20 protein-coding genes and 1 tRNA gene are annotated in these 21,998 nt (G+C 71.2%); 10 read left to right on the plus strand and 11 right to left on the minus strand.

What is annotated here, in order from left to right; genetic code table 11:
- Positions 1-32: 32 nt before the first annotated feature.
- From AC4IJH_RS12990 to AC4IJH_RS13000, 3 genes are all read right to left on the minus strand, one after another.
- Positions 33-106: transfer RNA gene (locus AC4IJH_RS12990), tRNA-Pro, on the minus strand.
- Between the two features lie 12 nt (positions 107-118).
- Positions 119-889: a Pr6Pr family membrane protein gene (locus AC4IJH_RS12995; protein ID WP_490851792.1), complete on the minus strand. Its 771-nt coding sequence runs from the start codon at positions 887-889 to the stop codon at positions 119-121.
- Between the two features lie 117 nt (positions 890-1,006).
- The gene (locus AC4IJH_RS13000; protein WP_490851793.1) at positions 1,007-1,942 is read right to left on the minus strand and encodes a metallophosphoesterase; all 936 of its coding nucleotides are present in this window, start codon (positions 1,940-1,942) and stop codon (positions 1,007-1,009) included.
- A 143-nt stretch (positions 1,943-2,085) separates the two neighbouring features.
- On the opposite strand from AC4IJH_RS13000, the gene AC4IJH_RS13005 reads away from it, so the two are divergent.
- Positions 2,086-2,550, plus strand: coding sequence for a GatB/YqeY domain-containing protein (locus AC4IJH_RS13005; RefSeq protein WP_490851794.1), 465 nt, complete (start codon positions 2,086-2,088; stop codon positions 2,548-2,550).
- Positions 2,551-2,633: 83 nt separating this feature from the next.
- Here the strand turns inward: AC4IJH_RS13005 and AC4IJH_RS13010 are convergent, their stop codons facing one another.
- Positions 2,634-4,838 (minus strand): transglycosylase domain-containing protein, encoded by a 2,205-nt coding sequence (locus AC4IJH_RS13010; RefSeq protein ID WP_490851795.1) that lies wholly within the window; start codon positions 4,836-4,838, stop codon positions 2,634-2,636.
- Positions 4,839-5,222: 384 nt separating this feature from the next.
- Here AC4IJH_RS13010 and AC4IJH_RS13015 point away from each other — a divergent pair, with 384 nt between their 5' ends.
- On the plus strand, positions 5,223-5,588 hold the full coding sequence (locus AC4IJH_RS13015; protein ID WP_490851796.1) for a WhiB family transcriptional regulator: 366 nt from the start codon (positions 5,223-5,225) through the stop codon (positions 5,586-5,588).
- A 433-nt stretch (positions 5,589-6,021) separates the two neighbouring features.
- Here AC4IJH_RS13015 and bagB read toward each other — a convergent pair whose 3' ends face one another.
- Positions 6,022-7,560 carry an ATPase BagB gene (bagB, locus tag AC4IJH_RS13020; protein WP_490851797.1) on the minus strand — a complete coding sequence of 513 codons (1,539 nt, stop codon included), beginning with the start codon at positions 7,558-7,560 and terminating at the stop codon, positions 6,022-6,024.
- The gene (bagA, locus tag AC4IJH_RS13025) at positions 7,557-8,540 is read right to left on the minus strand and encodes an ATPase BagA (protein WP_490851798.1); all 984 of its coding nucleotides are present in this window, start codon (positions 8,538-8,540) and stop codon (positions 7,557-7,559) included. Before bagA ends, bagB begins: the two co-directional genes overlap by 4 nt.
- A gap of 93 nt (positions 8,541-8,633) precedes the next feature.
- On the opposite strand from bagA, the gene sp36 reads away from it, so the two are divergent.
- The 5 genes from sp36 (at position 8,634) to AC4IJH_RS13050 (ending at position 12,471) form a co-directional block, all read left to right on the plus strand.
- On the plus strand, positions 8,634-8,795 hold the full coding sequence (sp36, locus tag AC4IJH_RS13030) for a Sp36 family protein (RefSeq protein ID WP_003981536.1): 162 nt from the start codon (positions 8,634-8,636) through the stop codon (positions 8,793-8,795).
- The gene (locus AC4IJH_RS13035; RefSeq protein WP_490851799.1) at positions 8,792-9,256 is read left to right on the plus strand and encodes a RidA family protein; all 465 of its coding nucleotides are present in this window, start codon (positions 8,792-8,794) and stop codon (positions 9,254-9,256) included. Before sp36 ends, AC4IJH_RS13035 begins: the two co-directional genes overlap by 4 nt.
- Positions 9,257-9,502: 246 nt before the next feature.
- Positions 9,503-10,513 (plus strand): NUDIX hydrolase, encoded by a 1,011-nt coding sequence (locus AC4IJH_RS13040; RefSeq protein WP_490851837.1) that lies wholly within the window; start codon positions 9,503-9,505, stop codon positions 10,511-10,513.
- Positions 10,510-11,343 (plus strand): MBL fold metallo-hydrolase, encoded by an 834-nt coding sequence (locus tag AC4IJH_RS13045; protein WP_490851800.1) that lies wholly within the window; start codon positions 10,510-10,512, stop codon positions 11,341-11,343. The genes AC4IJH_RS13040 and AC4IJH_RS13045 overlap by 4 nt, the downstream gene beginning before the upstream one ends.
- A gap of 93 nt (positions 11,344-11,436) precedes the next feature.
- Positions 11,437-12,471 carry an agmatine deiminase family protein gene (locus AC4IJH_RS13050; protein WP_490851801.1) on the plus strand — a complete coding sequence of 345 codons (1,035 nt, stop codon included), beginning with the start codon at positions 11,437-11,439 and terminating at the stop codon, positions 12,469-12,471.
- Positions 12,472-12,574: 103 nt separating this feature from the next.
- Here the strand turns inward: AC4IJH_RS13050 and AC4IJH_RS13055 are convergent, their stop codons facing one another.
- On the minus strand, positions 12,575-13,249 hold the full coding sequence (locus tag AC4IJH_RS13055) for a Crp/Fnr family transcriptional regulator (protein WP_003981529.1): 675 nt from the start codon (positions 13,247-13,249) through the stop codon (positions 12,575-12,577).
- A 251-nt stretch (positions 13,250-13,500) separates the two neighbouring features.
- Here AC4IJH_RS13055 and nth point away from each other — a divergent pair, with 251 nt between their 5' ends.
- The 3 genes from nth to AC4IJH_RS13070 all read left to right on the plus strand — a co-directional run bounded on the left by nth (position 13,501) and on the right by AC4IJH_RS13070 (position 16,535).
- A complete protein-coding gene (nth, locus tag AC4IJH_RS13060) occupies positions 13,501-14,493 on the plus strand; it encodes an endonuclease III (protein ID WP_490851802.1) in 993 nt (330 codons plus the stop codon).
- A gap of 79 nt (positions 14,494-14,572) precedes the next feature.
- Positions 14,573-15,322 (plus strand): NUDIX hydrolase, encoded by a 750-nt coding sequence (locus AC4IJH_RS13065; protein ID WP_490851803.1) that lies wholly within the window; start codon positions 14,573-14,575, stop codon positions 15,320-15,322.
- A 13-nt stretch (positions 15,323-15,335) separates the two neighbouring features.
- Positions 15,336-16,535, plus strand: coding sequence for a MarP family serine protease (locus AC4IJH_RS13070; protein WP_490851804.1), 1,200 nt, complete (start codon positions 15,336-15,338; stop codon positions 16,533-16,535).
- A gap of 388 nt (positions 16,536-16,923) precedes the next feature.
- Here the strand turns inward: AC4IJH_RS13070 and AC4IJH_RS13075 are convergent, their stop codons facing one another.
- The 4 genes from AC4IJH_RS13075 to acs form a co-directional block, all read right to left on the minus strand.
- On the minus strand, positions 16,924-17,862 hold the full coding sequence (locus tag AC4IJH_RS13075) for an alpha/beta fold hydrolase (RefSeq protein WP_490851805.1): 939 nt from the start codon (positions 17,860-17,862) through the stop codon (positions 16,924-16,926).
- Positions 17,859-18,329: a phage holin family protein gene (locus tag AC4IJH_RS13080; protein WP_490851806.1), complete on the minus strand. Its 471-nt coding sequence runs from the start codon at positions 18,327-18,329 to the stop codon at positions 17,859-17,861. The genes AC4IJH_RS13075 and AC4IJH_RS13080 overlap by 4 nt, the downstream gene beginning before the upstream one ends.
- Positions 18,330-18,386: 57 nt before the next feature.
- Complete coding sequence (gene nhaA / locus AC4IJH_RS13085) at positions 18,387-19,739, minus strand: Na+/H+ antiporter NhaA (protein WP_490851807.1); 1,353 nt, start codon at positions 19,737-19,739, stop codon at positions 18,387-18,389.
- 294 nt (positions 19,740-20,033) lie between these two features.
- A complete protein-coding gene (acs, locus tag AC4IJH_RS13090; RefSeq protein ID WP_490851808.1) occupies positions 20,034-21,998 on the minus strand; it encodes an acetate--CoA ligase in 1,965 nt (654 codons plus the stop codon).

Here is a 21,998-nt window from a genome sequence, read left to right on the forward strand (position 1 = left end):
ATGACTGGGCGGCCCTGATGCTGTTTCTTCAGTCGGGGTGGCGGGATTTGAACCCACGACCTCTTCGTCCCGAACGAAGCGCGCTGCCAAGCTGCGCCACACCCCGAAGCAACGAGCTCTACTTTAGCGGACCGATCCCCGTAGACGAAATCCGGTTATCGGGACGCCGGGGATGGGGCCTGACGTGGTCGATCGCCACGACGAGCAGGGCCAGTGCGTAGAAGGCGAGACCGAAGACGACACCGTTGCCCAGGACGCCTCCGTAGCCGTGGATCTCGACGTCGAGAAAGGGGTACGGGTAGCGGCCCTCGGCGCCGGGGGTGATGAGGGCGCCGCGGATCAGGGCGAAGGGGAGGTACAGGAGCGGGTAGGCCAGCCACTGCCAGGCGTAGCCGAAGCGGAAGGAGCGCGGGGTGGTGAACAGCAGCCAGTCCAGGGCCGTGCCGATGGGGGTGACGGTGTGCAGGAGCTGGTTGGAGACGACGCGGGCGCCGGTCTCCTCGCCTGCTCCGGTCATGGAGAAGCCGCTGGAGTCGTTGGCCAGGACGAAGTGGTAGACGAGGCCGGTGATGCAGATGAAGAGCAGGACGGCGCCGGTGATGCGGGGGGAGAGGGGCGGGCGGCCGGTCCAGGCGCGCTGCGCGGCCAGGCCCAGGGCGAGCGCGACCATGATGTTGGACTGGACGGTGAAGTAGCTGAACAGCCGGCCGAGGTCCTCGGAGACCGAGATGTCGATGACCAGGCCGGTGACGGCCGCGGCCGCGACCAGAGCGCGGAAGAGCGCCGCCAGGGGGCGGCGGACCTGGGGCAGGACGGCCGCCGCCGGTGTACGGGACGAGGCGGCGGCAGCGCCCTTGGAGTAGTGCGTGGACCGGGTCGGATCGATCATCCTTCCACGCTAAAGGGGTGCGACCGCTGGTGCCTCAGGGGCGGGCGGGGCGGTTCGGCCGCGGGCCGGAAGCGCCGCCGGTGACCGGCGGGCTCCCGGCGTACACCGTGAGGAGAGTCACCCGCGGGCCGTGAGCGTCAGCAGGGTCGCCTCGGGCGGGCAGGCGAAGCGGACCGGGGTGTAGCGGTTGGTCCCGCAGCCCGCGGAGACGTGCAGGAAGGAGGTGTGCTCGCCCGCGGTGTGCGTGGACAGGCCCTTGACCCGGTCGGCGTCGATGTCGCAGTTGGTGACCAGGGCGCCGTAGAAGGGGACGCAGAGCTGGCCGCCGTGGGTGTGCCCGGCCAGGATCAGCGGGTAGCCGTCGGAGGTGAAGGCGTCCAGGCAGCGGAGGTAGGGGGCGTGCACGACGGCGAGCGAGAGGTCGGCGTCGGCCTCCGGGCCTCCGGCCACCTCGGCGTAGCGGTCCCGCTTGATGTGCGGGTCGTCCAGGCCGGTCAGGGCGATCTCGGCGTGGTCGGGGGTGTCCAGCTTGAGACGTCCGCGGGTGTTGCTCAGCCCGATCCAGCCCGCGCTGTCGAAGGCGTCGCGCAGCTCTTCCCAGGGGTTGTGCACGACACCGACGGCGGGCGCGTTCCCGTTGAGGCCGTGCCGCCCCTGGACCTTCTCGACCAGGTAGCGGGCGGGGTTGCGCAGCTTGGGCCCGTAGTAGTCGTTGGAGCCGAAGACGTACGCACCCGGGAACTGCATCAGCGGCCCCAGCGCGTCCAGCACCTCCGGGACGCCTTCGGTGTCGGAGAGGTTGTCGCCCGTGTTGATGACGAAATCGGGGCGCAGCCCGGCCAGCGCCTGCAGCCAGCGCTGCTTCTTGCGCTGCCCGCTGACCATGTGGATGTCGGAGACCTGCAGCACACGCAACGGCCGCATCCCGGGCGGCAGTACGGGCACGGTGACCCGTCGCAGCCGGAAGGACCGGACCTCGAATCCGGCGGCGTAGGCGAGGCCGGCCGCGCCGACTGCCGTGAGGGACAGGGGAATTCCGTATCGCGCGCGCATGCACCCATCGTGGCAGAGAGCGCGGGCGTGCTGTCCACCCGCTCCGCCCGCCCCACTCGTTACGGTGCCGCCTGCGCTGCCGTACCCGTCCCCGGCGGGAAAACACGCGGCGTTTGCCGGTGCGTACGGGCATACTCAACGGCATGACCACGCTCAAGTCGAAGCTGCAGGACGACCTCACCGCGGCGATCAAGGCGCGCGACGAGCTGCGCTCCTCCACCCTCCGCCTCACCCTGACCGAGATCCAGCGGGGAGAGGTCGCGGGCAGCGTGGCGCGCGAGCTGTCGGACGACGAGGTAGAGAAGATCATCGCCCGGGAGGCGAAGAAGCGCCGTGAGGCCGCTGACGCCTTCGAGAAGGGCGGTAGGGCCGACCAGGCCGAGCGCGAGCGCGCCGAGGGCGAGGTGCTCGCGGAGTACCTCCCCGAGCCGCTGACGGACGCCGAGCTGGAGACGCTGGTGGCCGAGGCCGTCGCGGAGGCGAAGGCGGGCGGCGCCGAGGGGCCGCGGGCGATGGGCGCGGTCATGAAGATCGTCAACCCGAAGATCGCCGGCCGGGCCGAGGGCGGCCGGGTGGCCGCTGTGGTCAAGAAGCTGCTGGCCGGCTGAGTTCCGGCAGGGATACGGACGAAGGGGCGCCCCGAGCGGGGCGCCCCTTCTCCTGTCCTGGTTCTCATCTCCCGGATTCGGCGTCAGCCGCCGTTGGCCCCGCCGAGTATGTCCGGGAAGCCGGGGAAGCCCCATCCGCCGCCCGGCTTGTCGTCGTCGTGCCCACCGCGGCCCGGCTTGTCCCTGTCACGGCCCCTGCCTTTGTCGCCGCCCTTGTCCCGGTCCTTGTCCTTCTTCGCGGCGTCCTGGATATGGACGGTCGGCAGGGACGGCGCGGGCTTGTCGGCCAGGGCGCCCGACATCGCGTCCCGCCAGATCGGGCCCGGGGTGTCCGCGCCGTAGACCTTGGCGTGGTAGTTGCCGCCGATGGTGATGTCGAACATCTTGCGGCTGTGCTTGGGGTCACCGACCCACACGGCGCCCGCCATGTTGGGGGTGTAGCCCACGAACCAGGCGGCGTAGCGGCTGTCGGTCGTACCCGTCTTGCCCGCGCTGTCGCGCCCGCTGAGCCCGGCCTGCTTGCCCGTACCGTCCTCGACGACTCCCTTGAGCAGGGAGTTGATGGTCTGGGCGGTGCGCTCGGACATGGCCCGCTGGCACTTGCTGCGCGGGACCGGCAGAGCCTTGCCGTTCGAGTCGGTGATCGAGGTGACGGCCACCGGCGAGCAGTACTCGCCGTTGTTGGCGAAGGTGGCGTAGGCGTTGGCCATGGTCAGCGGGGACACTTCCGGCGAGCCGAGCGCGATGGAGGGCTTCTGCTCGATCTCGTTGCCGTTCGCGCGCTTGACGCCCATCTTGTCGGCCAACTTGATCACCGGGCAGATGCCCATGTCGCTGATCAGCTGCACGAAGTAGGTGTTGACCGACTTCGCGGTCGCCTCCTTCATGGCGTACGGGCCGACCTCGGACCTGTTCTCGTTCTCGACGGGATCCTTGCCGGTCCACTGCCCGTCGCAGGTGGCGATCGGACTCGGGTACCGCATCTTGAACGGTGAGGAGAACTGCTGGTAGGGGCTCGTGCCCTGCTCCAGCGCGGCTGCCGCGATCACCGGCTTGAACGTCGAGCCGGGCTGGTATCCCGCGCCGCCGCCCATCTTCTGGTCCACGGACAGATTGATCTGCGTCTGGTTCTGCCCGAAGCCGTACGGGCGGGACTGCCCCATCGCCAGGATCTTGCCGCTGCCCGGCTCCACCAGGGTCGACGCGCTCGCGACCGGGTCGCTCTCGTAGACGTGATCCTTTATCGAGTCCTGGACCGACTTCTGGGCCTTCGGGTCCAGCGTCGTGCGGATCGTCAGACCGCCCTGGTTCCAGCGCTTGGCGCGCTCCTTCTTCGTCTTGCCGAAGACCGGGTCGGTCAGGAAGACCTCGCGGACGTAGTCGCAGAAGAAGCCCGCGCCGTTGCCCGCGGTGATGCAGCCGTTCTTGGGGCGGCTGACCTTGAGCCGGATCGGCTTCTTGGCGGCGGCCGCGGCCTCGGCCCTGGTGATGCTCTTCAGGTCGGCCATGCGCTGCAGGACCGTGTTGCGCCGCCTGGCCGCTTCCTTGGGGTCGTTGACCGGGTCGTAGCGGCTCGGCGACTGGACGATGCCGGCCAGCAGCGCGGACTCGTCCAGGGTGAGGTCCTTGGCGTGCTTGCTGAAATAGCGCTGCGAGGCCGCTTCGACGCCGTACGCCTGCTGCCCGAAGAAGGTGATGTTGAGGTAGTTCTGCAGGATCTTGCGCTTGCCGAGCTCCTCCTCCACCTGGATCGCGTACTTCAGCTCCTTGATCTTGCGGCCGAGCGTCTGCTGGGTGGCCTGGGCGACCTTGTCGGGGTCGTCACCGGCCTCCTCGACGAAGACGTTCTTCACATACTGCTGCGTCAGCGTGGACGCGCCCTCGGAGACCCCGCCGGACTGGGCGTTCTTGTTGAGCGCGCGCAGGATGCCCTTGAGGTCGATGGCGCCGTGTTCGTAAAAGCGCGCGTCCTCGATCGCGACGATCGCCTTCTGGATGTAGGGCGACATGTCCTTGAGGTCCACGACCGTGCGGTCACGGGAGTAGACGTTGGCGATCTGGCCGCCCGAGGCGTCCAGGATCGTGGTCCGCTCGCTCAGCGGCGGCGTCTTGAGGTTGGCGGGGAGGTCGTCGAAGCCCTCGACCGTCCCCTTGGCCGCCAGGCCCAGCGCTCCCGCGGCGGGTAGGGCGAGCCCGGCCAGCACGGCGCCGGCCAGCACACTGACACCAAGGAATTTCGCGGCCTGCTGGGTCTTGGTCAGACCGCCGCCGTCGCGCTTCTTACCCATAGCAGGCACCCTACGTTCTCAATCGCCGGACAGGGGTCCATGTGTTCGCCTACGCTGTTTACACCTGCCACAGCGGATTGGTTCCGTGCCGATGCGTCAAGCCCCTCTCTCCGCGCGGACCGAGGTCGGAATGCCCGCTTGTGTCGCCAGGATCCAGGCGTGACCACGGTGAACTGTCCTGCTCTGACGGGGAAGTGACGTATGCCCTGCGCTCACTCCGTTGGGTGATCTGCCGCGTACGCATAGTCCGTTCGGGCCATTCAAGATTGGGCCCGAAGGGGGTGTTGCGCCCTGCCTGCCTTCCGTAACGTCCTCAACTGGCAACGGTGAATATGCCGCTTGCCGCCGTGGGGGAGCCTCGATTCGGGAGAGGACGGCGCCAGCATGAGCTGGGTAACCGACTGGAGTGCGCAGGCAGCCTGCCGCACTACCGATCCGGATGAACTGTTCGTTCAAGGGGCAGCGCAGAACCGCGCCAAGGCAGTCTGCACCGGCTGCCCGGTACGCACGGAATGCCTCGCCGACGCCCTGGACAACCGCGTCGAGTTCGGCGTGTGGGGCGGGATGACCGAGCGCGAGCGGAGGGCGCTGCTGCGCCGCCGTCCAACCGTCACTTCGTGGCGCCGCCTGCTGGAGACGGCGCGCACGGAGTACGAGCGCAGTGCGGGCATCCTGCCCGTGGACTGCGAGGACGAGGGCTACGACACCAGGTACGACGACACCTACGACAACTACGCCGCGGTCGGCTGAGCGGGCCGCCGTGGTGACGGCCGTCGCCGACGGCCGCAGGACAGCTGCGTCAGCACGACAGCGGTAGCCGGTACAGCTGGGAAAGTGGGAAGGCACGGGAGGCCGACGGCCCTTGCGGCACAGGCGGCCTACTGGCCTTTGCCTCATTCCCCTTTGCCCGCCCGCTTCTTGGGCCCCTGTGCCTCGGGCTCCTGCCCGTGTGCCCGTGGACCGTGGCCCGTACGGAGCCGGGATGCGGCAGTGCCACGGTGCGAGCGGCAGACTCTCCGCGCGCCCGGCCCAGCTCTCCGTGCTTGCGCGCCTTCGTGCTTCCGCGCCGCGCCTCCGTGCCGAGGCCTGCTTCTCGGCGCGTACCGCCGAGCCGGCCTGCATCTCGGTGCATGCCTGCGAGCCCGGCCGGTTTCTCGTGCGCGCCTTCGTCGCGCGCCCGGGCCTACTCCTCGGCGCCGCTGTGGTCCGCCTGGACCGCGAGGCGTTCGCCGATCGTCCGCAGCCCCGCCACGTCGTGGACGTCACCGGGCAGGGCGGCGATCTGGGCCACCGGCACCTCGGGGTGCAGGGTGGTGAAGCGGTCACGGGTGCGCCGCTCGCGCGCGATGACCTGCATGCGCTCGGCGTGCAGCCGCAGCAGTCCGGCGGCGAGACGTTCCGCCGACCGGTCGGACCGGGGCGGGAGCTGGGACCGGAGCGGCTGTGAAGGCTCCTGGGAAGAGCGGGATGTTGTCGATTGCTCCGCCGCGGCGGCGGGGGAGAGGCCGTCGGCGGTACGAGATCCAGCCTTCCCGTCGCCGAGATCCACAATGCCGCTCTCGCCAAGATTTTCGGACCCGGTCTCCGTGGCGCCGGTTTCCGAGGACCCGGTCTCCGTGGCGCCGGTTTCCGAGGTCCCGGCCTCCGAAGCGACGGCCTCCGAAGCGGCCGACTCCGAAGCGGCCGACTCCGAGGAACCGTTCTCCGGAGTCTCCTCGCCCTCCGAGTCCCGCTCGGCCAGCGTCTCCGCCGCGGCCAGCGCCCGCTGCGCGCTCAACTGCGCCGCCCCGCTGCCGTGTACGCGATTGAGCACCAGCCCGGCCAGCGGCATCCGCTCGGCCGCCAGCCGCTCCACGAAGTACGCCGCCTCGCGCAGCGCGTCCCGCTCCGGCGCCGCCACGACCAGGAAGGCCGTCCCGGGCGCCTGCAGGAGCCGGTAGGTCGCGTCCGCGCGCGTACGGAAGCCGCCGAACATGGTGTCCATCGCGGCCGCGAACGTCTGCACGTCCCGCAGCAGTTGGCCGCCCATCAGCTTGCTGAGCGTGCCCGTCATCATCGACATACCGACATTGAGGAACTTCATCCCGGCCCGCCCGCCGACCTTCGCCGGCGCCATCAGCACCCGGATGAACTTCCCGTCCAGGAAGGACCCCAGGCGCTTGGGCGCGTCCAGGAAGTCCAGCGCCGAGCGGCTGGGCGGGGTGTCCACGACGATCAGGTCCCAGTCGTCGCGCGCGCGGAGCTGGCCGAGCTTCTCCATGGCCATGTACTCCTGCGTGCCCGCGAAACCGGCCGACAGGGACTGGTAGAAGGGGTTCTCCAGGATGGCGCGGGCCCGCTCCGGGTCCGCGTGCGCCTCGACGATCTCGTCGAAGGTGCGTTTCATGTCCAGCATCATGGCGTGCAATTCGCCGCCCGCCGCGGTGTCGATGCCCTTGACCGGCCGCGGGACGTTGTCCAGCTCCTCGATGCCCATGGACTGCGCCAGGCGCCGCGCCGGGTCGATGGTCAGCACGACGACCTTGCGGCCGCGCTCGGCGGCCCGTACGCCCAGGGCCGCGGCGGTGGTGGTCTTGCCGACGCCGCCCGAGCCGCAGCACACCACGATGCGGGTGCGCGGATCGTCCAGGAGCGCGTCGACCTCCAGGAGCGGGGCGGCGGCGTCCAGCGCCGCGGCCCCGGCCGCCGGGACGGTGTCCGTGGCCGTGTCGTCCGAGCTCATATGGGCCCCTGTTTCCTCAGGTCCCTCGCCAGCCGGTACAGCCCGGCGAGGTCCACTCCCTCGGGGAGCAGCTCCAGTTCGTAGGTGGGCAGGCCCAGTTTGGCCAGCTCGGCGTGCTGGGCGCGCTCCAGATCCACCCGCTCGGCGTGTTCGTGGGCCTGCTCCAGCAGCGGGTCGATCAGCCGCTGGGCCGGGCCGCCGCGCCGGGCGCTGCCCAGCCCCGCCGCGGAGAGCGCCGCGGCGATCTGCGGCCGCGCCCCGTTGGCGGCGAAGTCCACGTCCACGGTGTCCAGGACGGCGGGACGGATCATGTTGATCACGACGCCGCCCACGGGCAGTCCCGCGGCACGCAGTTCGGCGACGCCGTCCACGGTCTCCTGGACCGGCATCTCCTCCAGCAGCGTCACCAAGTGCACCGCGGTCTCGGGGGACTTGAGCACCCGCATCACGGCCTGCGCCTGATTGTGGATGGGCCCGATCTTGGCCAGCCCGGCGACCTCGTCGTTGACGTTGAGGAAGCGGGTGATCCGGCCCGTCGGCGGGGCGTCCATCACGACCGCGTCGTAGACGAAGCGCCCGCTCTTGTCCTTGCGGCGCACCGCCTCGCACGCCTTGCCCGTCAGGAGGACGTCCCGCAGGCCGGGCGCGATGGTGGTCGCGAAGTCGATCGCGCCGAGCTTCTTCAGGGCCCGGCCCGCGCTGCCGAGCTTGTAGAACATCTGGAGGTAGTCCAGGAGGGCGCGTTCGGCGTCGATGGCCAGCGCGTACACCGCTCCCGGGTCGGGCCCTGGGGCCACAGCGATCTTGCGCTCCTCGTAAGGAAGCGCTTCGGTCTCGAAGACCTGGGCGATGCCCTGACGGCCCTCGACCTCGACCAGGAGGGTACGGCGCCCCTCTTTGGCCAGGGCCAGGGCGAGGGCGGCGGCGACCGTGGTCTTGCCGGTGCCGCCCTTGCCGCTGACGACATGGAGCCTGCTCACGCCAAGGAGCCTAACCAGTCCGCGTACGGGCTACGCACGGGACCGGCCAGGAGCGGTCCGCGACGGCGGGTGAGAGGCATTACGCTCGGCCCCATGACCAAGTGGGAATACGTGACCGTGCCGCTGCTGGTGCACGCGACCAAGCAGATTCTGGACACCTGGGGCGAGGACGGCTGGGAGCTGGTCCAGGTCGTGCCGGGCCCGAACAACCCCGAGCAGCTGGTGGCCTACCTGAAGCGGGAGAAGCAGGCGTGAGCGCCGTAGAGGACAAGATCGCCTCGCTCGGGCTCAAGCTCCCCGAGGTCGTGCCGCCGCTGGCCGTCTACCAGCCCGCGGTGCGCTCGGGCGCGTACGTCTACACCTCCGGCCAGCTGCCGATGGTGGACGGCGCGCTGCCCGCCACCGGCAAGGTCGGCGCCGAGGTCAGCCCCGAGCAGGCCAAGGAGCTCGCGGGCATCTGCGCGCTGAACGCGCTCGCCGCGGTGAAGTCCGTGATCGGTGACCTGGACAAGATCGCCCGGGTCGTGAAGGTCGTCGGCTTCATCGCCTCCGCGCCGGACTTCACCGGCCAGCCCGGCGTCCTGAACGGCGCCAGCGAGCTGCTCGGCGAGATCCTCGGCGACAAGGGCGTGCACGCGCGCTCCGCCGTGGGCGTCGCGGTGCTGCCGATCGACGCGCCGGTCGAGGTCGAGATCCAGGTCGAGCTGGCTGAGTGAGCGGCAGCAGTTCCCCGTGCCCGTAAGGGGCACGGGGCTGTGTCGTTGTGCGGCTTGGCCGCCTGGGCGCGACCGGCCGCTACGGGCCCGCGGAGCGCGCGCTCCACGCCTGCCGGCCGTGCGGCGGCGGGCAGCCGCGGTCAACGGACCGGCGGCAGACGTGAGATGGCGCACGCCGGGCGGATTGCGGCAGGTCCGGGCCTCGTGCATCCGCGGACGAGCGCATAGCATCCGGCCATGCCGTCGATGACCAATGGCCAGTGGTATCCACCGGAGTGGCCGGACCTCATCCGGGCGCTCACCAACGGCGAGCTGACGCCCGCCACCCCGCGCAGGGCCGCGACCGTCATGCTGCTGCGGGACGCGGCCGCCGGGCCTGCTGTTTCTGCCGGTCCTGCCGCATCCGCAGGGGAGAGCGCCCCCGGCCGCCCCTTCGTCCACATGCTGCGCCGACGCGCCTCCATGGCCTTCGCCGGGGGCGCGTACGCGTATCCGGGCGGAGCCGTCGACCCGCGCGACGAATCCCCCCTGGACGCCGCCGCCTGGGCCGGGCCCTCGCGCGCCCGGTGGGCCGGCCGCCTCGGCGTCGGCGAGCACGCGGCGCAGGCGATCGTCTGCGCGGCGGTCCGCGAGACCTTCGAGGAGGCGGGCGTCCTGCTCGCCGGGCCGTCCCCGGACTCGGTCGTGCAGGACACCACCGGCGAGGACTGGGAGGCGGACCGCGCCGCACTCGTCGCCCACGAGCTGTCCTTCGCACAGTTCCTGGCCCGCCGCGGCCTGGTCCTGCGCTCCGACCTGCTGGGCGCCTGGGCCCGCTGGATCACGCCCGAGTTCGAGCCGCGCCGCTACGACACCTGGTTCTTCGTCGCCGCCCTGCCCGAGGGACAGCGCACCCGCAACGTCTCCACGGAGGCCGACCGTACGGTGTGGACCCGCCCCGAGGACGCCGCCGCCGGCTACGACCGCGGCGAACTGCTGATGATGCCGCCGACGATCTCGACGCTGCGCGCGCTCACCCCGTACGCCACCGCCGCCGAGGCCCTCGCCGCGGCCGGCGCCCGTGACCTGACGCCCGTACTGGCGCGCGCCGAGGTCAGGGACGGCGAGATCGTCCTGAGCTGGCCGGGCCACGACGAGTTCACCAAGCACATCGACGCCACCCGGCGCCGCGCCTCCTCCGGCATGCCCCACCCCGGCACCCCCGAGGCCCCCGGCGCCGCCACACCGCCCCGCACCCCCGAAGGGCCCACCGCATGACCAACGCAGCAGCAGCTCTCCCCGGACGGCCGCGCGAGGGCGCCATCGGCGGGCCCGCCACCGACCGCGCCACCTGCGTACTGGCTCCCAACCCGTCCGTGATGACGCTGGACGGCACCAACACCTGGATCATCGCCGAACCGGACTCCGACCTCGCCGTCGTCATCGACCCCGGCCCCCTGGACGAGAGTCACCTCCAGACCGTCGTCGACACCGCCGAGCGCGCCGGCCGCCGCATCGCCCTGACCCTGCTCACCCACGGGCACCCCGACCACTCCGACGGCGCCGCCCGCTTCGCCGAGCTGACCGGGACCCGGGTACGCGCCCTGGACCCGGCGCTCCGCCTGGGCGACGAGGGCCTGAGCGCGGGCGATGTCATCACCACCGGCGGCCTGGAACTGCGGGTGATCCCCACCCCCGGCCACACCGCCGACTCGGTCTGCTTCCACCTCCCGGCCGACGCCGCCGTCCTGACCGGCGACACCCTCCTCGGCCGCGGCACCACCGTCGTCGCCCACCCCGACGGCCGCCTCGGCGACTACCTCGACTCCCTGCGCCGCCTGCGCTCCCTCACCGTCGACGAGGGCGTCACCACCTTCCTCCCGGCCCACGGCCCGGTCCTCAACGACGCCCAGGGGGCCGTGGAGTTCTACCTCGCCCACCGCGCCCACCGCCTCGCCCAGGTCGAAACGGCCGTCGAAGCAGGCCACCGCACCCCTTCGGAGGTCGTGGCCGCCGTCTACGCCGACGTGGACCCCTCGGTCCGGCCCGCCGCCGAACTCTCCGTACGCGCCCAGCTCGACTACCTCCAGGAACACGGCCTGATCTGATCCGGCGGGCCCCGGCCCGGCGTGCACCGGGCCGTCACCGGGGGAGCGCGTGCAGGGTGGAGGCGAGGCAGCCGGAAGAAGGAGAGCCCTGTGATGAGCACCCCCGAGACCAGCTCAGGCATCGTCCCGTCCGGGCAGTTGCCCGCCGAATCGCTGCCGCACCTGCGGACCTACCTGGCGTGGCCGCCCGCCGGGCCCGTATGGGGCGATGCCATCCGGGACGTCCAGGACGACATCGCCCAACTCGCCCGCACCATCGCGGAGTACGAGCCGGTGCATCTGCTCGCCGGGCCCCAGGACGAGGGCCGGGCCCGTAAGGCGTGCGGTTCCGGTGTCGAGGTGGTGCCGGTGCCGGTGGACGATCTGTGGGTACGGGATTTCGGTCCGGTTTTCGTCCGTACCGCTGATGGCGTGGCCGGGGTGGATCTCGGGTTCAACGGGTGGGGCGGGAAACAGACGCACCCCAGGGACGGCGAGGCGGCTCGCGGACTCCTCGCGTACGAGGGGGTGCCCAGGATCGGGGCGGGGCTGGTCGCCGAGGGGGGATCGCTGGAGGGCGACGGGGACGGGACGCTTCTCGTGACCGAGAGTTCGCTGGTCAACGACAACCGCAACCCCGGCCGCAGGCGCGAGGACATCGAGCGGGCGCTGTGCGCGGCACTGGGCGTGACCACGGTGATCTGGGTCGAGGGCGTACGCGGCCAGGACATCACCGACTGCCACATCGACGCGCTCGCCCGCTTCACCGCACAGCCCGGCGCCGTGGTCATGAGCCGCCCGCCGCAGGGCGCCCCCAAGGACGTCTGGACGCGGGTGTACGCGCAGGCCCGCGGCGTACTGGAGCAGGCGACCGACGCCCGGGGCCGCCGCCTGGAGATCGTCGACCTCCCCGAACCGGCCGATGCGGGAAACCGCGGCGAGGACTTCCTCGGCTCGTACGTCAACTACTACGTCGCCAACGGCGCGGTCGTCCTGCCCCGTTTCGGCGACCGCCGGGCCGACGAACGGGCCGCGTCCACCCTGCGCGACCTCTACCCCGGCCGCGACATCCGCCAGGTCGCGATCGATGCGATCGCGGAGGGCGGCGGGGGCATCCACTGCGCCACGCAGCAGCACCCGGCGGGCTGACCGCGGTCCGTGGCAGCGGCGTGGTCCCGCCCTCGGCGAGCGGGATCACACGAAAGGGCCCCGCTCCACCAAGAGCGGGGCCCTTCGTCGCTGTGGGCGCGGGTCAGCGCGAGCGCTTGGCCAGGCGTTCGACGTCCAGGAGGATCACCGCGCGGGCCTCCAGGCGGAGCCAGCCGCGGCCCGCGAAGTCGGCGAGGGCCTTGTTGACCGTCTCGCGGGAGGCGCCGACGAGCTGGGCCAGCTCTTCCTGGGTGAGGTCGTGGACGACGTGGATGCCCTCCTCGGACTGCACGCCGAAGCGGCGCGAGAGGTCCAGGAGCGCGCGGGCGACCCGGCCCGGCACGTCGGAGAAGACCAGGTCGGACATCTGGTCGTTGGTCTTGCGCAGGCGGCGGGCGACCGCGCGCAGCAGGGCCGTGGCCACCTCGGGGCGGGCGTTGAGCCAGGGCTGGAGGTCGCCGTGGCCCAGGCCCAGCAGCTTGACCTCGGTCAGCGCGGTGGCGGTGGCGGTACGCGGGCCCGGGTCGAACAGGGAGAGCTCGCCGATCAGCTCGCCGGGGCCGAGGACGGCCAGCATGTTCTCGCGGCCGTCGGGTGAGGTGCGGTGCAGCTTCACTTTGCCCTCGGTGACCACGTACAGGCGGTCGCCGGGGTCCCCTTCGTGGAACAGGGCGTCGCCGCGGGCGAGCGTGACCTCTCCCATCGAGGCGCGCAGCTCGGCCGCCTGCTCGTCATCGAGCGCCGCGAAGAGCGGTGCGCGCCGCAGAACGTCGTCCACGAGATCTCTCCTTGTCGACATGCTCCGGGGGACCTAGGTCCCCATCATGCCGGAATGCAAAACGGTGTGATCAGTCACAAGTTTGCCGGACGGGTGGCGCAGGTCATACGGCGGGGGGCCGATTGGGGTCGCGATTCCTGGTGATCGGGTCGGATGTCAGCGGGGGGCCGTACTCTGGCCGAGTGTCCAATACGCCGGTGAGAGCACGGGATGAGGGGGCTGGACGAGTGAACGCGGGCCGTGATTCCGCTGTGGGCGAACAGTCGCCTGCGAAGGCCGTAAAGGCGGCAAAAGCCGCCAAGAAGGCGGTCAAGAAGACAGCGGCGGGCAAGGCCGCGCCCAAGACGTCCACGATAAAGACGGCGAAGCCGGCCGCGGCGAAGAAAGCGGCGGCCAAGAAGGCCACGGCGAAGACGGCCACGGCGAAGCGGACGGCGGCGAAGAAGGCCGTGGCCCCTGCGCCGGTCCCCGCGCGCAAGCCGGAGTCGCGCACGGCCATGGTCCGGCGCGCCCGGCGGATCAACCGCGAGCTGGCCGAGGTCTACCCCTACGCCCACCCCGAGCTGGACTTCTCCAACTCCTTCGAGCTGCTGGTCGCCACCGTCCTGTCCGCGCAGACCACCGACCTGCGGGTCAACCAGACCACCCCCGCCCTCTTCGCCGCCTACCCGACGCCCGAGGACATGGCCGCGGCCGACCCCGAGGCGCTGGAGGAGCTGATCCGCCCGACCGGCTTCTTCCGCGCCAAGGCCAAGTCGCTGCTGGGCCTGTCCGCCGCGCTGCGCGACCGCTTCGGCGGCGAGGTGCCGGGCCGCCTGGAGGACCTCGTCACGCTCCCCGGCGTGGGCCGCAAGACCGCCAATGTCGTGCTGGGCAACGCGTTCGGCGTGCCCGGCATCACCGTCGACACCCACTTCGGCCGCCTGGTGCGCCGCTTCGGCTGGACCACCGAAGAGGACCCGGTGAAGGTCGAGGCGGAGATCGCCGAGATCTTCCCCAAGAGCGAGTGGACGATGCTCTCCCACCGCGTCGTCTTCCACGGCCGCCGCGTCTGCCACTCCCGCAAGCCCGCCTGCGGCGCCTGCCCCATCGCCGAGCTGTGCCCCTCCTACGGAGTGGGCGAGACGGACGCGGAGAAGGCGAGGAAGCTGCTGAAGTACGAAATGGGCGGCCAGCCGGGGCAGCGCCTGAAGCCCCCGGCCGACTACCCGGGACAGCCCGCGGCCCCGCTGGCGGGCAGATGACCGGGCGGCCGGACGACCGGGTGAGCGGCTGACCGTCGGCGGCAAGCGACCATCGAAGCAAGGGCCTGAGGGGGCGCGTATGACGAGTGCACGGGAAACGTACGACCGGCATGACCAGCAGGGACGGCAGCGCCCGTACGACCGGCCCGGGCCGCCCCGCGGCGCGGTGGCGGTGACCACGGACGGTCTGCCCCAGTGGCTGGAGCCGGTCGCGCGTACGGCCGCCACGGCCCAGCCGCAGCAGTTCAGCCGCTTCCTGCCGCCCGCCGACGGCGCGGGACGCCAGTCGGCCGTGCTCGTCCTGTTCGGCGAGGGCGAGCGCGGACCGGAGCTGCTGCTGATGGAGCGGGCCGGCACCCTGCGCTCGCACGCCGGCCAGCCCTCCTTCCCCGGAGGCGGCCTCGACCCGCAGGACGGCGACCCGCAGGGCGACGGCCCGCTGCGCGCCGCGCTGCGCGAGGCCCAGGAGGAGACCGGCCTGGACCCCGCCGGAGTGCAGATCTTCGGCGTGCTCCCGCGCCTGTACATCCCCGTCAGCCGCTTCGTGGTGGCCCCGGTGCTGGGCTGGTGGCGCGAGCCGAGCCCCGTGGGCGCGGTCGACCAGGCCGAGACGGCCCGGGTGTTCACGGTTCCCGTGGCGGATCTCACGGACCCCGCACACCGTGTGACGGCCCGTCACCCCAGAGGCCACACCGGCCCGGCATTCCTCGTCGAGGGCGCTCTGGTCTGGGGTTTCACCGCCGGAGTCATCGACCGGATCCTGCATTTCGCGGGCTGGGAGCGGCCATGGGACCGCACCAAGCAGGTCCCGCTCGACTGGCACGCGTGAGACGGTGGCGGACGTGAACGTCCTGGACATCGTGCTGTTGGCCGCCGCCGTATGGTTCGCCGTCGTCGGCTATCGCCAAGGCTTTGTGGTCGGCATCCTGTCCGTGATCGGCTTCCTGGGAGGCGGCCTGGTCGCGGTCTATGTGCTGCCCGTGATCTGGAACGAGATCACCGACGACGCCCAGCCGAACACCTACGCGGCCATCGCGGGCGTCGCCATCGTGATCATCTGTGCCTCGGTGGGCCAGGCCCTGACCACCCACCTGGGCAACAAGCTGCGCCGGTACATCACCTGGTCCCCGGCGCGCGCGCTGGACGCCACGGGCGGGGCGCTGGTCAACGTCGTGGCGATGCTGCTGGTGGCCTGGCTGATCGGCTCCGCGCTGGCCGGCACGTCCCTGCCCACGCTCGGCAAGGAGGTACGCAACTCCAAGGTGCTGCTGGGCGTCTCCGAGGTGCTCCCCGAGCAGGCCAACACCTGGTTCACCGACTTCACCTCCGTCCTCGCGCAGAACGGCTTCCCGCAGGTCTTCTCGCCCTTCTCCAACGAGCCGATCCACTCGGTCGCCCCGCCCGACCCCAAGCTGGCGGGCAGCCAGGTCGCCGCGCGCGCCCGGCAGTCCATCGTCAAGGTCGTCGGCCAGGCCCCCAGCTGCAGCAAGATCGTGGAGGGCAGCGGCTTCGTCTTCTCGCCGCAGCGCGTGATGACCAACGCCCATGTGGTCGGCGGCGTCAGCGAGCCGACCGTCCAGGTGGGCGGCACGGGCCGCGTCTATGACGCCAAGGTGGTCCTGTACGACTGGAAGCGCGACATCGCGGTCCTGGACGTACCGGCGCTGAAGGCCCCCGCGCTGCGCTTCGCCGAGTCCGACGCCGCCCGCGGCAACGGCGCCATCGTCGCCGGCTTCCCGGAGAACGGCGGCTATGACGTACGCGCCGCCCGTATCCGGGGCCGTATCAAGGCCGACGGCGCGGACATCTACCACCGCGGCACGGTCCGCCGCGATGTCTACTCGCTCTATGCCACCGTGCGTCAGGGCAACTCCGGCGGCCCGCTGCTCACCCCGCAGGGCGAGGTCTACGGAGTCGTCTTCGCCAAGTCGCGCGACGACGACAACACCGGGTACGCGCTGACCGCCGACGAGGTCCGCCAGGACGTCCTGAAGGGGCGCATGGCCGAGCAGCAGGCCGACAGCCAGGGCTGCGCGATCTGAGGCGGTGGAACGGGGGGCGGCGGCTCAGCCGCGTGGATGGCGGAGCCGCGCGGTCATCCAGCGCGCTCGTCGGCGCAGGATGCGCGGAATGCCCAACGGGTGGGCGAGGGGAGAGGACCCGTCCGGCCCGAGGCCCGGGGTCCCCTTCTCCTGAGTGCCCACTGCAGCGGCGCTGCTGCGGCGGTTGCGTGCCACGTCACGGTAGTCGTGCGTCCAGCCCATACCCACGACTCTGCCCGGGCCCCATGGTCCGTAACCGCCCTGAGACCCGACAATTGGCCTATGCGTCAGGCAATTGGCTGTTCGTCAGACGAACGTTCGCACGAGTTCGGCGATCGGTCGGCGCCGCGTCACCGGACACCGCGTCACAGCGCGCCCGACCCGCCCGCTACCGGTCCGGCTCGGGGTCCTGCAGCCAGTTGATCAGCTCCGTGGAGAACGCCACCGGGTCCTCCTCGTGCGGGAAGTGGCCCAGGCCGTCGAAGAGGCGCCAGCGGTAGGGCGCCTCGACGTACTCGCCGGACCCCGCCGCGCTGCGGGTGCGCATCACGGGGTCCAGGGAGCCGTGCAGATGCAGCGTGGGGACCCGTACGGGCCACTTCATGCGGCGGTTGAACTGGATGCCGTCGGGGCGCGCCAGGGACCGCACCATCCAGCGGTAGGGCTCTATGGAGCAGTGCGCCGTGGAGGGGATGCTCATCGCCCGCCGGTAGACCTCCACCGCGTCGTCCTCGGGCAGCCGCGGCCCGGACCAGTCCCGGATCAGCCGCCCCACCAGGGCCGCGTCGTCCGCGACGAGCCGGCGCTCGGGCAGCCAGGGCCGCTGGAAGCTCCAGACGTAGGAGTTCTGGCGGCTCTGCTTGAAGTCGGCGAGCATCGCCGAGCGCCAGCGCCGCGGGTGCGGCATGGAGGACACCGCCAGGCGCCGCACCAGCTTGGGCCGCATGACCGCCGCCGTCCACGCCAGATAGCCGCCCAGGTCGTGCCCGACGAGGGCGGCGTCCGGCTCGCCCAGGGACCGTACGACGCCGGTGATGTCCAGCGCGAGGTTGGCCGGGTCGTAGCCGCGGGGCGTACGGTCGCTGCCGCCCACGCCCCGCAGGTCCATCGCCACCGCCCTGAAGCCCGCATCGGCCAGGGCCGGCAGCTGGTGGCGCCAGGTCCACCAGAACTGCGGGAAGCCGTGCAGCAGCAGGACCAGCGGGCCCTCGCCCATTTCGGCGATGTGGAAGCGCGCCCCGTTGGCGGCGACATCCCGGTGGGTGACCTTCTTCCCGCCGGGAATGCCGATCCGTACGACTGAGGCAGCGCTGTCGGGAGCCGTCATACGGACGAGCGTGTCACAGACTCCAGGACCGGGTGGTCCTCGGGCACCGGCCGCGGGTGCGGCTTGACGTTCTGCAGTACGGCGGCCGTCTCCTTGGCGGAGGCCACCGCCTTCTGCGGGCCCTTGCTCTGCTTGGCCTTCTTGAAGGCCAGCAGCGCGATCAGCCCGAGCAGGCCCGCGACCACCACATTGGCGGCGAAGGACAGCACGAAGCAGACCGAGAGGTGCCAGCCGCTCCAGGCGTGGATGCCGTAGGCCAGCGCGAAGCTGAGCATCGGCAGGGAGAAGAGCAGGACGACCGCGGCCGCGATGCCGGCCGCGCCGCCGATCCCGATCCGCTTCACGTCGCTGCGCAGTTCGGCCTTGGCCAGTGCGATCTCGTCGTGCACCAGCGCGGACATCTCGGTGGTGGCCTGCGCCACCAGCTGCCCGAGGCTGCGGTCCGCGCCGTCGTCAGCTGCGCTCATCGCTACTCCCTCTTGTCTTCTCCCGGTGCATCTACCCCGGATGCAAAGCCTCTCAGATCATGCCGGACCATCGTCCCCGGCGTGGGCGTCGGAGGCCACTTCGGCAAGGCGGCGGTGTTCGGCGGCCTTGGCCTCGTGGATGGCGGCCATGCGCAGGTGGTAGTCCGGCTTGTCCAGCTCGTAGATGTCCGGGATGCCGTCCTGGTCCTCGTCGCGCTCCTCGTCCTCGCACAGCTTCTTGTACTTGGCGTTACGTACCTTCAGCAGGATTCCGGCGAATACCGCGGCGATCAGCGAGCCCATCAGCACGGCCGCCTTGACCTCGTCGGTGAGCACCGCGTCGCCCTGGAAGGCCAGCTCGCCGATGAGCAGGGAGACGGTGAAGCCGATGCCCGCCAGTGAGGCGACCGCGAAGACGTCCGGCCACTTCAGCTCGGGGTTCAGCTCCGCCTTGGTGAAGCGCGCGGTCAGGGCCGTACCGCCGAAGATGCCCACGGCCTTGCCGACGACCAGGCCGAGGACCACACCGAGGGTCTCGGGCCGGGTGAAGACGTCCTTGATTGCCCCGTCGGAGATCGAGACGCCCGCGGAGAACAGGGCGAACAGCGGCACCGCGAGACCGGCGGACAGCGGGCGTACGAGGTGCTCGATGTGCTCGCCGGGGGAGTGCTGCTCGCCGTCGCGGCGGGTGCAGCGCAGCATCAGGCCCATCGCGACACCGGCGATGGTGGCGTGCACACCGCTGTTCTCCATCAGCGCCCAGATGACCAGGCCGAGCGGGACGTAGATGTACCAGCCGCGGACGCCCTTGCGCAGCAGCAGGTAGAAGGCCACCAGGCCCACCACGGCGAAGCCCAGCGCCAGGAAGTTGAGCCGGGAGGTGAAGAAGACCGCGATGATCAGGATCGCGAAGAGGTCGTCGACGACGGCCAGGGTCAGCAGGAAGGCACGCAGTGCGGAGGGCAGGGAGGTGCCGATGACGGCGAGGACCGCGAGCGCGAAGGCGATGTCGGTGGCGGTGGGGACCGCCCAGCCGTCCATCGAGCCGCCGCCGATGGTGTTGACGAGGACGTAGACCAGGGCGGGCATCGCCATGCCGCAGATCGCCGCGACGACCGGCAGCGCGGCCTTCTTGGGGTCGCGCAGCTCGCCTGCCACCAGCTCGCGCTTGAGTTCGATGCCGGCGACGAAGAAGAACACCGTCAGCAGGCCGTTGGCGGCCCAGTGGCCGATGGAGAGGTCCAGCCCCAGGGAGGCGGGCCCGAGGTGGAAGTCGCGGACCGAGGCGTAGCTGTCGCCGAGGGTGTTGGCCCAGATGAGGGCGACCACGGCGGCGGCGAGGAGGAGGACACCGCCCACGGTCTCGGTGCGCAGGGCGTCCGCGATGAAGTTCCGCTCGGGCAGCGACATGCGTCCGAGAAATATGGAACGTCGGTTGTTGGGCGCGCTCACGCGGGACCTCCGGTGGCTCAGGCAGCTGTGCAGCTGGATACGGCTGTTGCAGTTGCCGACCAGACTTCCCGGCGCACCCCAGATTCTTAGCGCGTTGTTGACGCACTTCTTACCCTACCTGGCGTGCGCAAGGGGAAGGCGGGCGATCTTCACCTTACGGGCATATCGCCTGGAGAGCCGCTCGGGGAACGCTGAAGGGGCGCCCCGAGCGGGACGCCCCTTCGACGGTGCTGCGCGCTGAGGTACGGGCCGTCAGTCCTCGCTGCCCGCGCTCGGCAGCTTCTTCTGGATCAGGTCCATGACGGAGGAGTCCGTGAGCGTGGTGACGTCACCGAGGTCGCGGTTCTCGGCGACATCGCGCAGCAGCCGCCGCATGATCTTGCCGGAGCGGGTCTTGGGCAGCTCGGCGACCGGCATGATGCGCTTGGGCTTGGCGATCGGCCCCAGCTGTTTGGCGACGTGCGCGCGCAGCTCCTCGACCAGGCCTTCGTCCTCGGCCGCGCCGCCGCGCAGGATGACGAAGGCGCAGATGGCCTGGGTGGTCTGCGGGTCGGCGGCCCCCACGACCGCGGCCTCGGCGACCTTGGGGTGCGAGACCAGCGCGGACTCGACCTCGGTGGTGGAGATGTTGTGCCCGGAGACGAGCATGACGTCGTCCACCCGGCCCAGCAGCCAGATGTCGCCGTCCTCGTCCTTCTTGGCGCCGTCCCCGGCGAAGTACTTGCCCTCGAAGCGCGACCAGTAGGTGTCCAGGTAGCGCTGGTCGTCGCCCCAGATGGTGCGCAGCATGGACGGCCACGGCTCGGTCAGGACCAGGTAGCCGCCCGCGCCGTCGGGCACCTCGTTGGCGTCGTCGTCCACGACGGTCGCGGCGATGCCGGGCAGCGGCAGCTGCGCCGAGCCGGGCTTGGTCTCGGTGACGCCCGGCAGCGGGCTGAGCATCATGGCGCCGGTCTCGGTCTGCCACCAGGTGTCCACGATCGGGGCCTTGTCGGCGCCGATGTGCTTGCGGTACCAGATCCAGGCCTCGGGGTTGATGGGCTCGCCCACCGAGCCGAGCACGCGCAGGCTGGACAGGTCGAACTTGGCCGGGATGTCGTCGCCCCACTTCATGCAGGCGCGGATCGCGGTGGGCGCGGTGTAGAGGATGGTGACGCCGTACTTCTGCACGATCTCCCACCAGCGGCCCTGGTGCGGGGTGTCGGGGGTGCCCTCGTAGAGGACCTCGGTCGCGCCGTTGGAGAGCGGGCCGTAGGTGATGTACGAGTGGCCGGTGACCCAGCCGACGTCGGCGGTGCACCAGTAGACGTCGGTCTCCGGCTTGAGGTCGAAGACGGCGTGGTGGGTGTAGGAGACCTGGGTGAGGTAGCCGCCGGTGGTGTGCAGGATGCCCTTGGGCTTTCCGGTGGTGCCGGAGGTGTAGAGGATGAACAGCGGGTGCTCGGCGTCGAAGGCCTCGGGGGTGTGCCGGTCGGACTGGCGGCCGACGATGTCGTGCCACCACACGTCGCGGCCCTCGGTCCAGCCGATGCCGTCCTGGCCCGTACGGCGGACGACCAGCACGCTGCGGACGTTGTCCGTACCGGGCTTGGTGAGCGCCTCGTCGACGGCGGGCTTGAGCGCGCTGGGCTTGCCGCGGCGGTAGCCGCCGTCGGCGGTGATGACCACGCGGGCGTCCGCGTCGTTGATGCGGGTCGCCAGCGCGTCGGCGGAGAAGCCGCCGAAGACCACGGAGTGCGGGGCGCCCAGGCGCGCGCAGGCCAGCATGGCGATGACCGTCTCGGGGATCATCGGCATGTAGATCGCGACCCGGTCGCCGGCCGCGACACCCAGCTCCACCAGGGCGTTGGCGGCCTTGGAGACCTCGCGCTGGAGTTCGGCGTAGGTGATCGCGCGGGTGTCGCCCGGCTCGCCCTCGAAGTGGATGGCCACGCGGTCGCCCAGGCCGTTCTCCACATGGCGGTCCACGCAGTTGTAGGCGACGTTGAGCTTGCCGTCGGCGAACCACTTGGCGAAGGGCGCGCCCGACCAGTCCAGCGTCTGGGTGGGCGCGGTCTCCCATGTCAGCCGCTTGGCCTGCTCGGCCCAGAAACCCAGCCGGTCCGCTTTGGCCTGTTCGTACGCCTCGGCCGTGACATTGGCGGCGGCGGCCAGATCGGCGGGCGGCGCGAAACGCCGCTCCTCCTTCAGCAGGTTGGCCAGGCTTTCGTTGCTCAC

It is taken from the genome of Streptomyces sp. UF-297 (assembly GCF_058245575.1).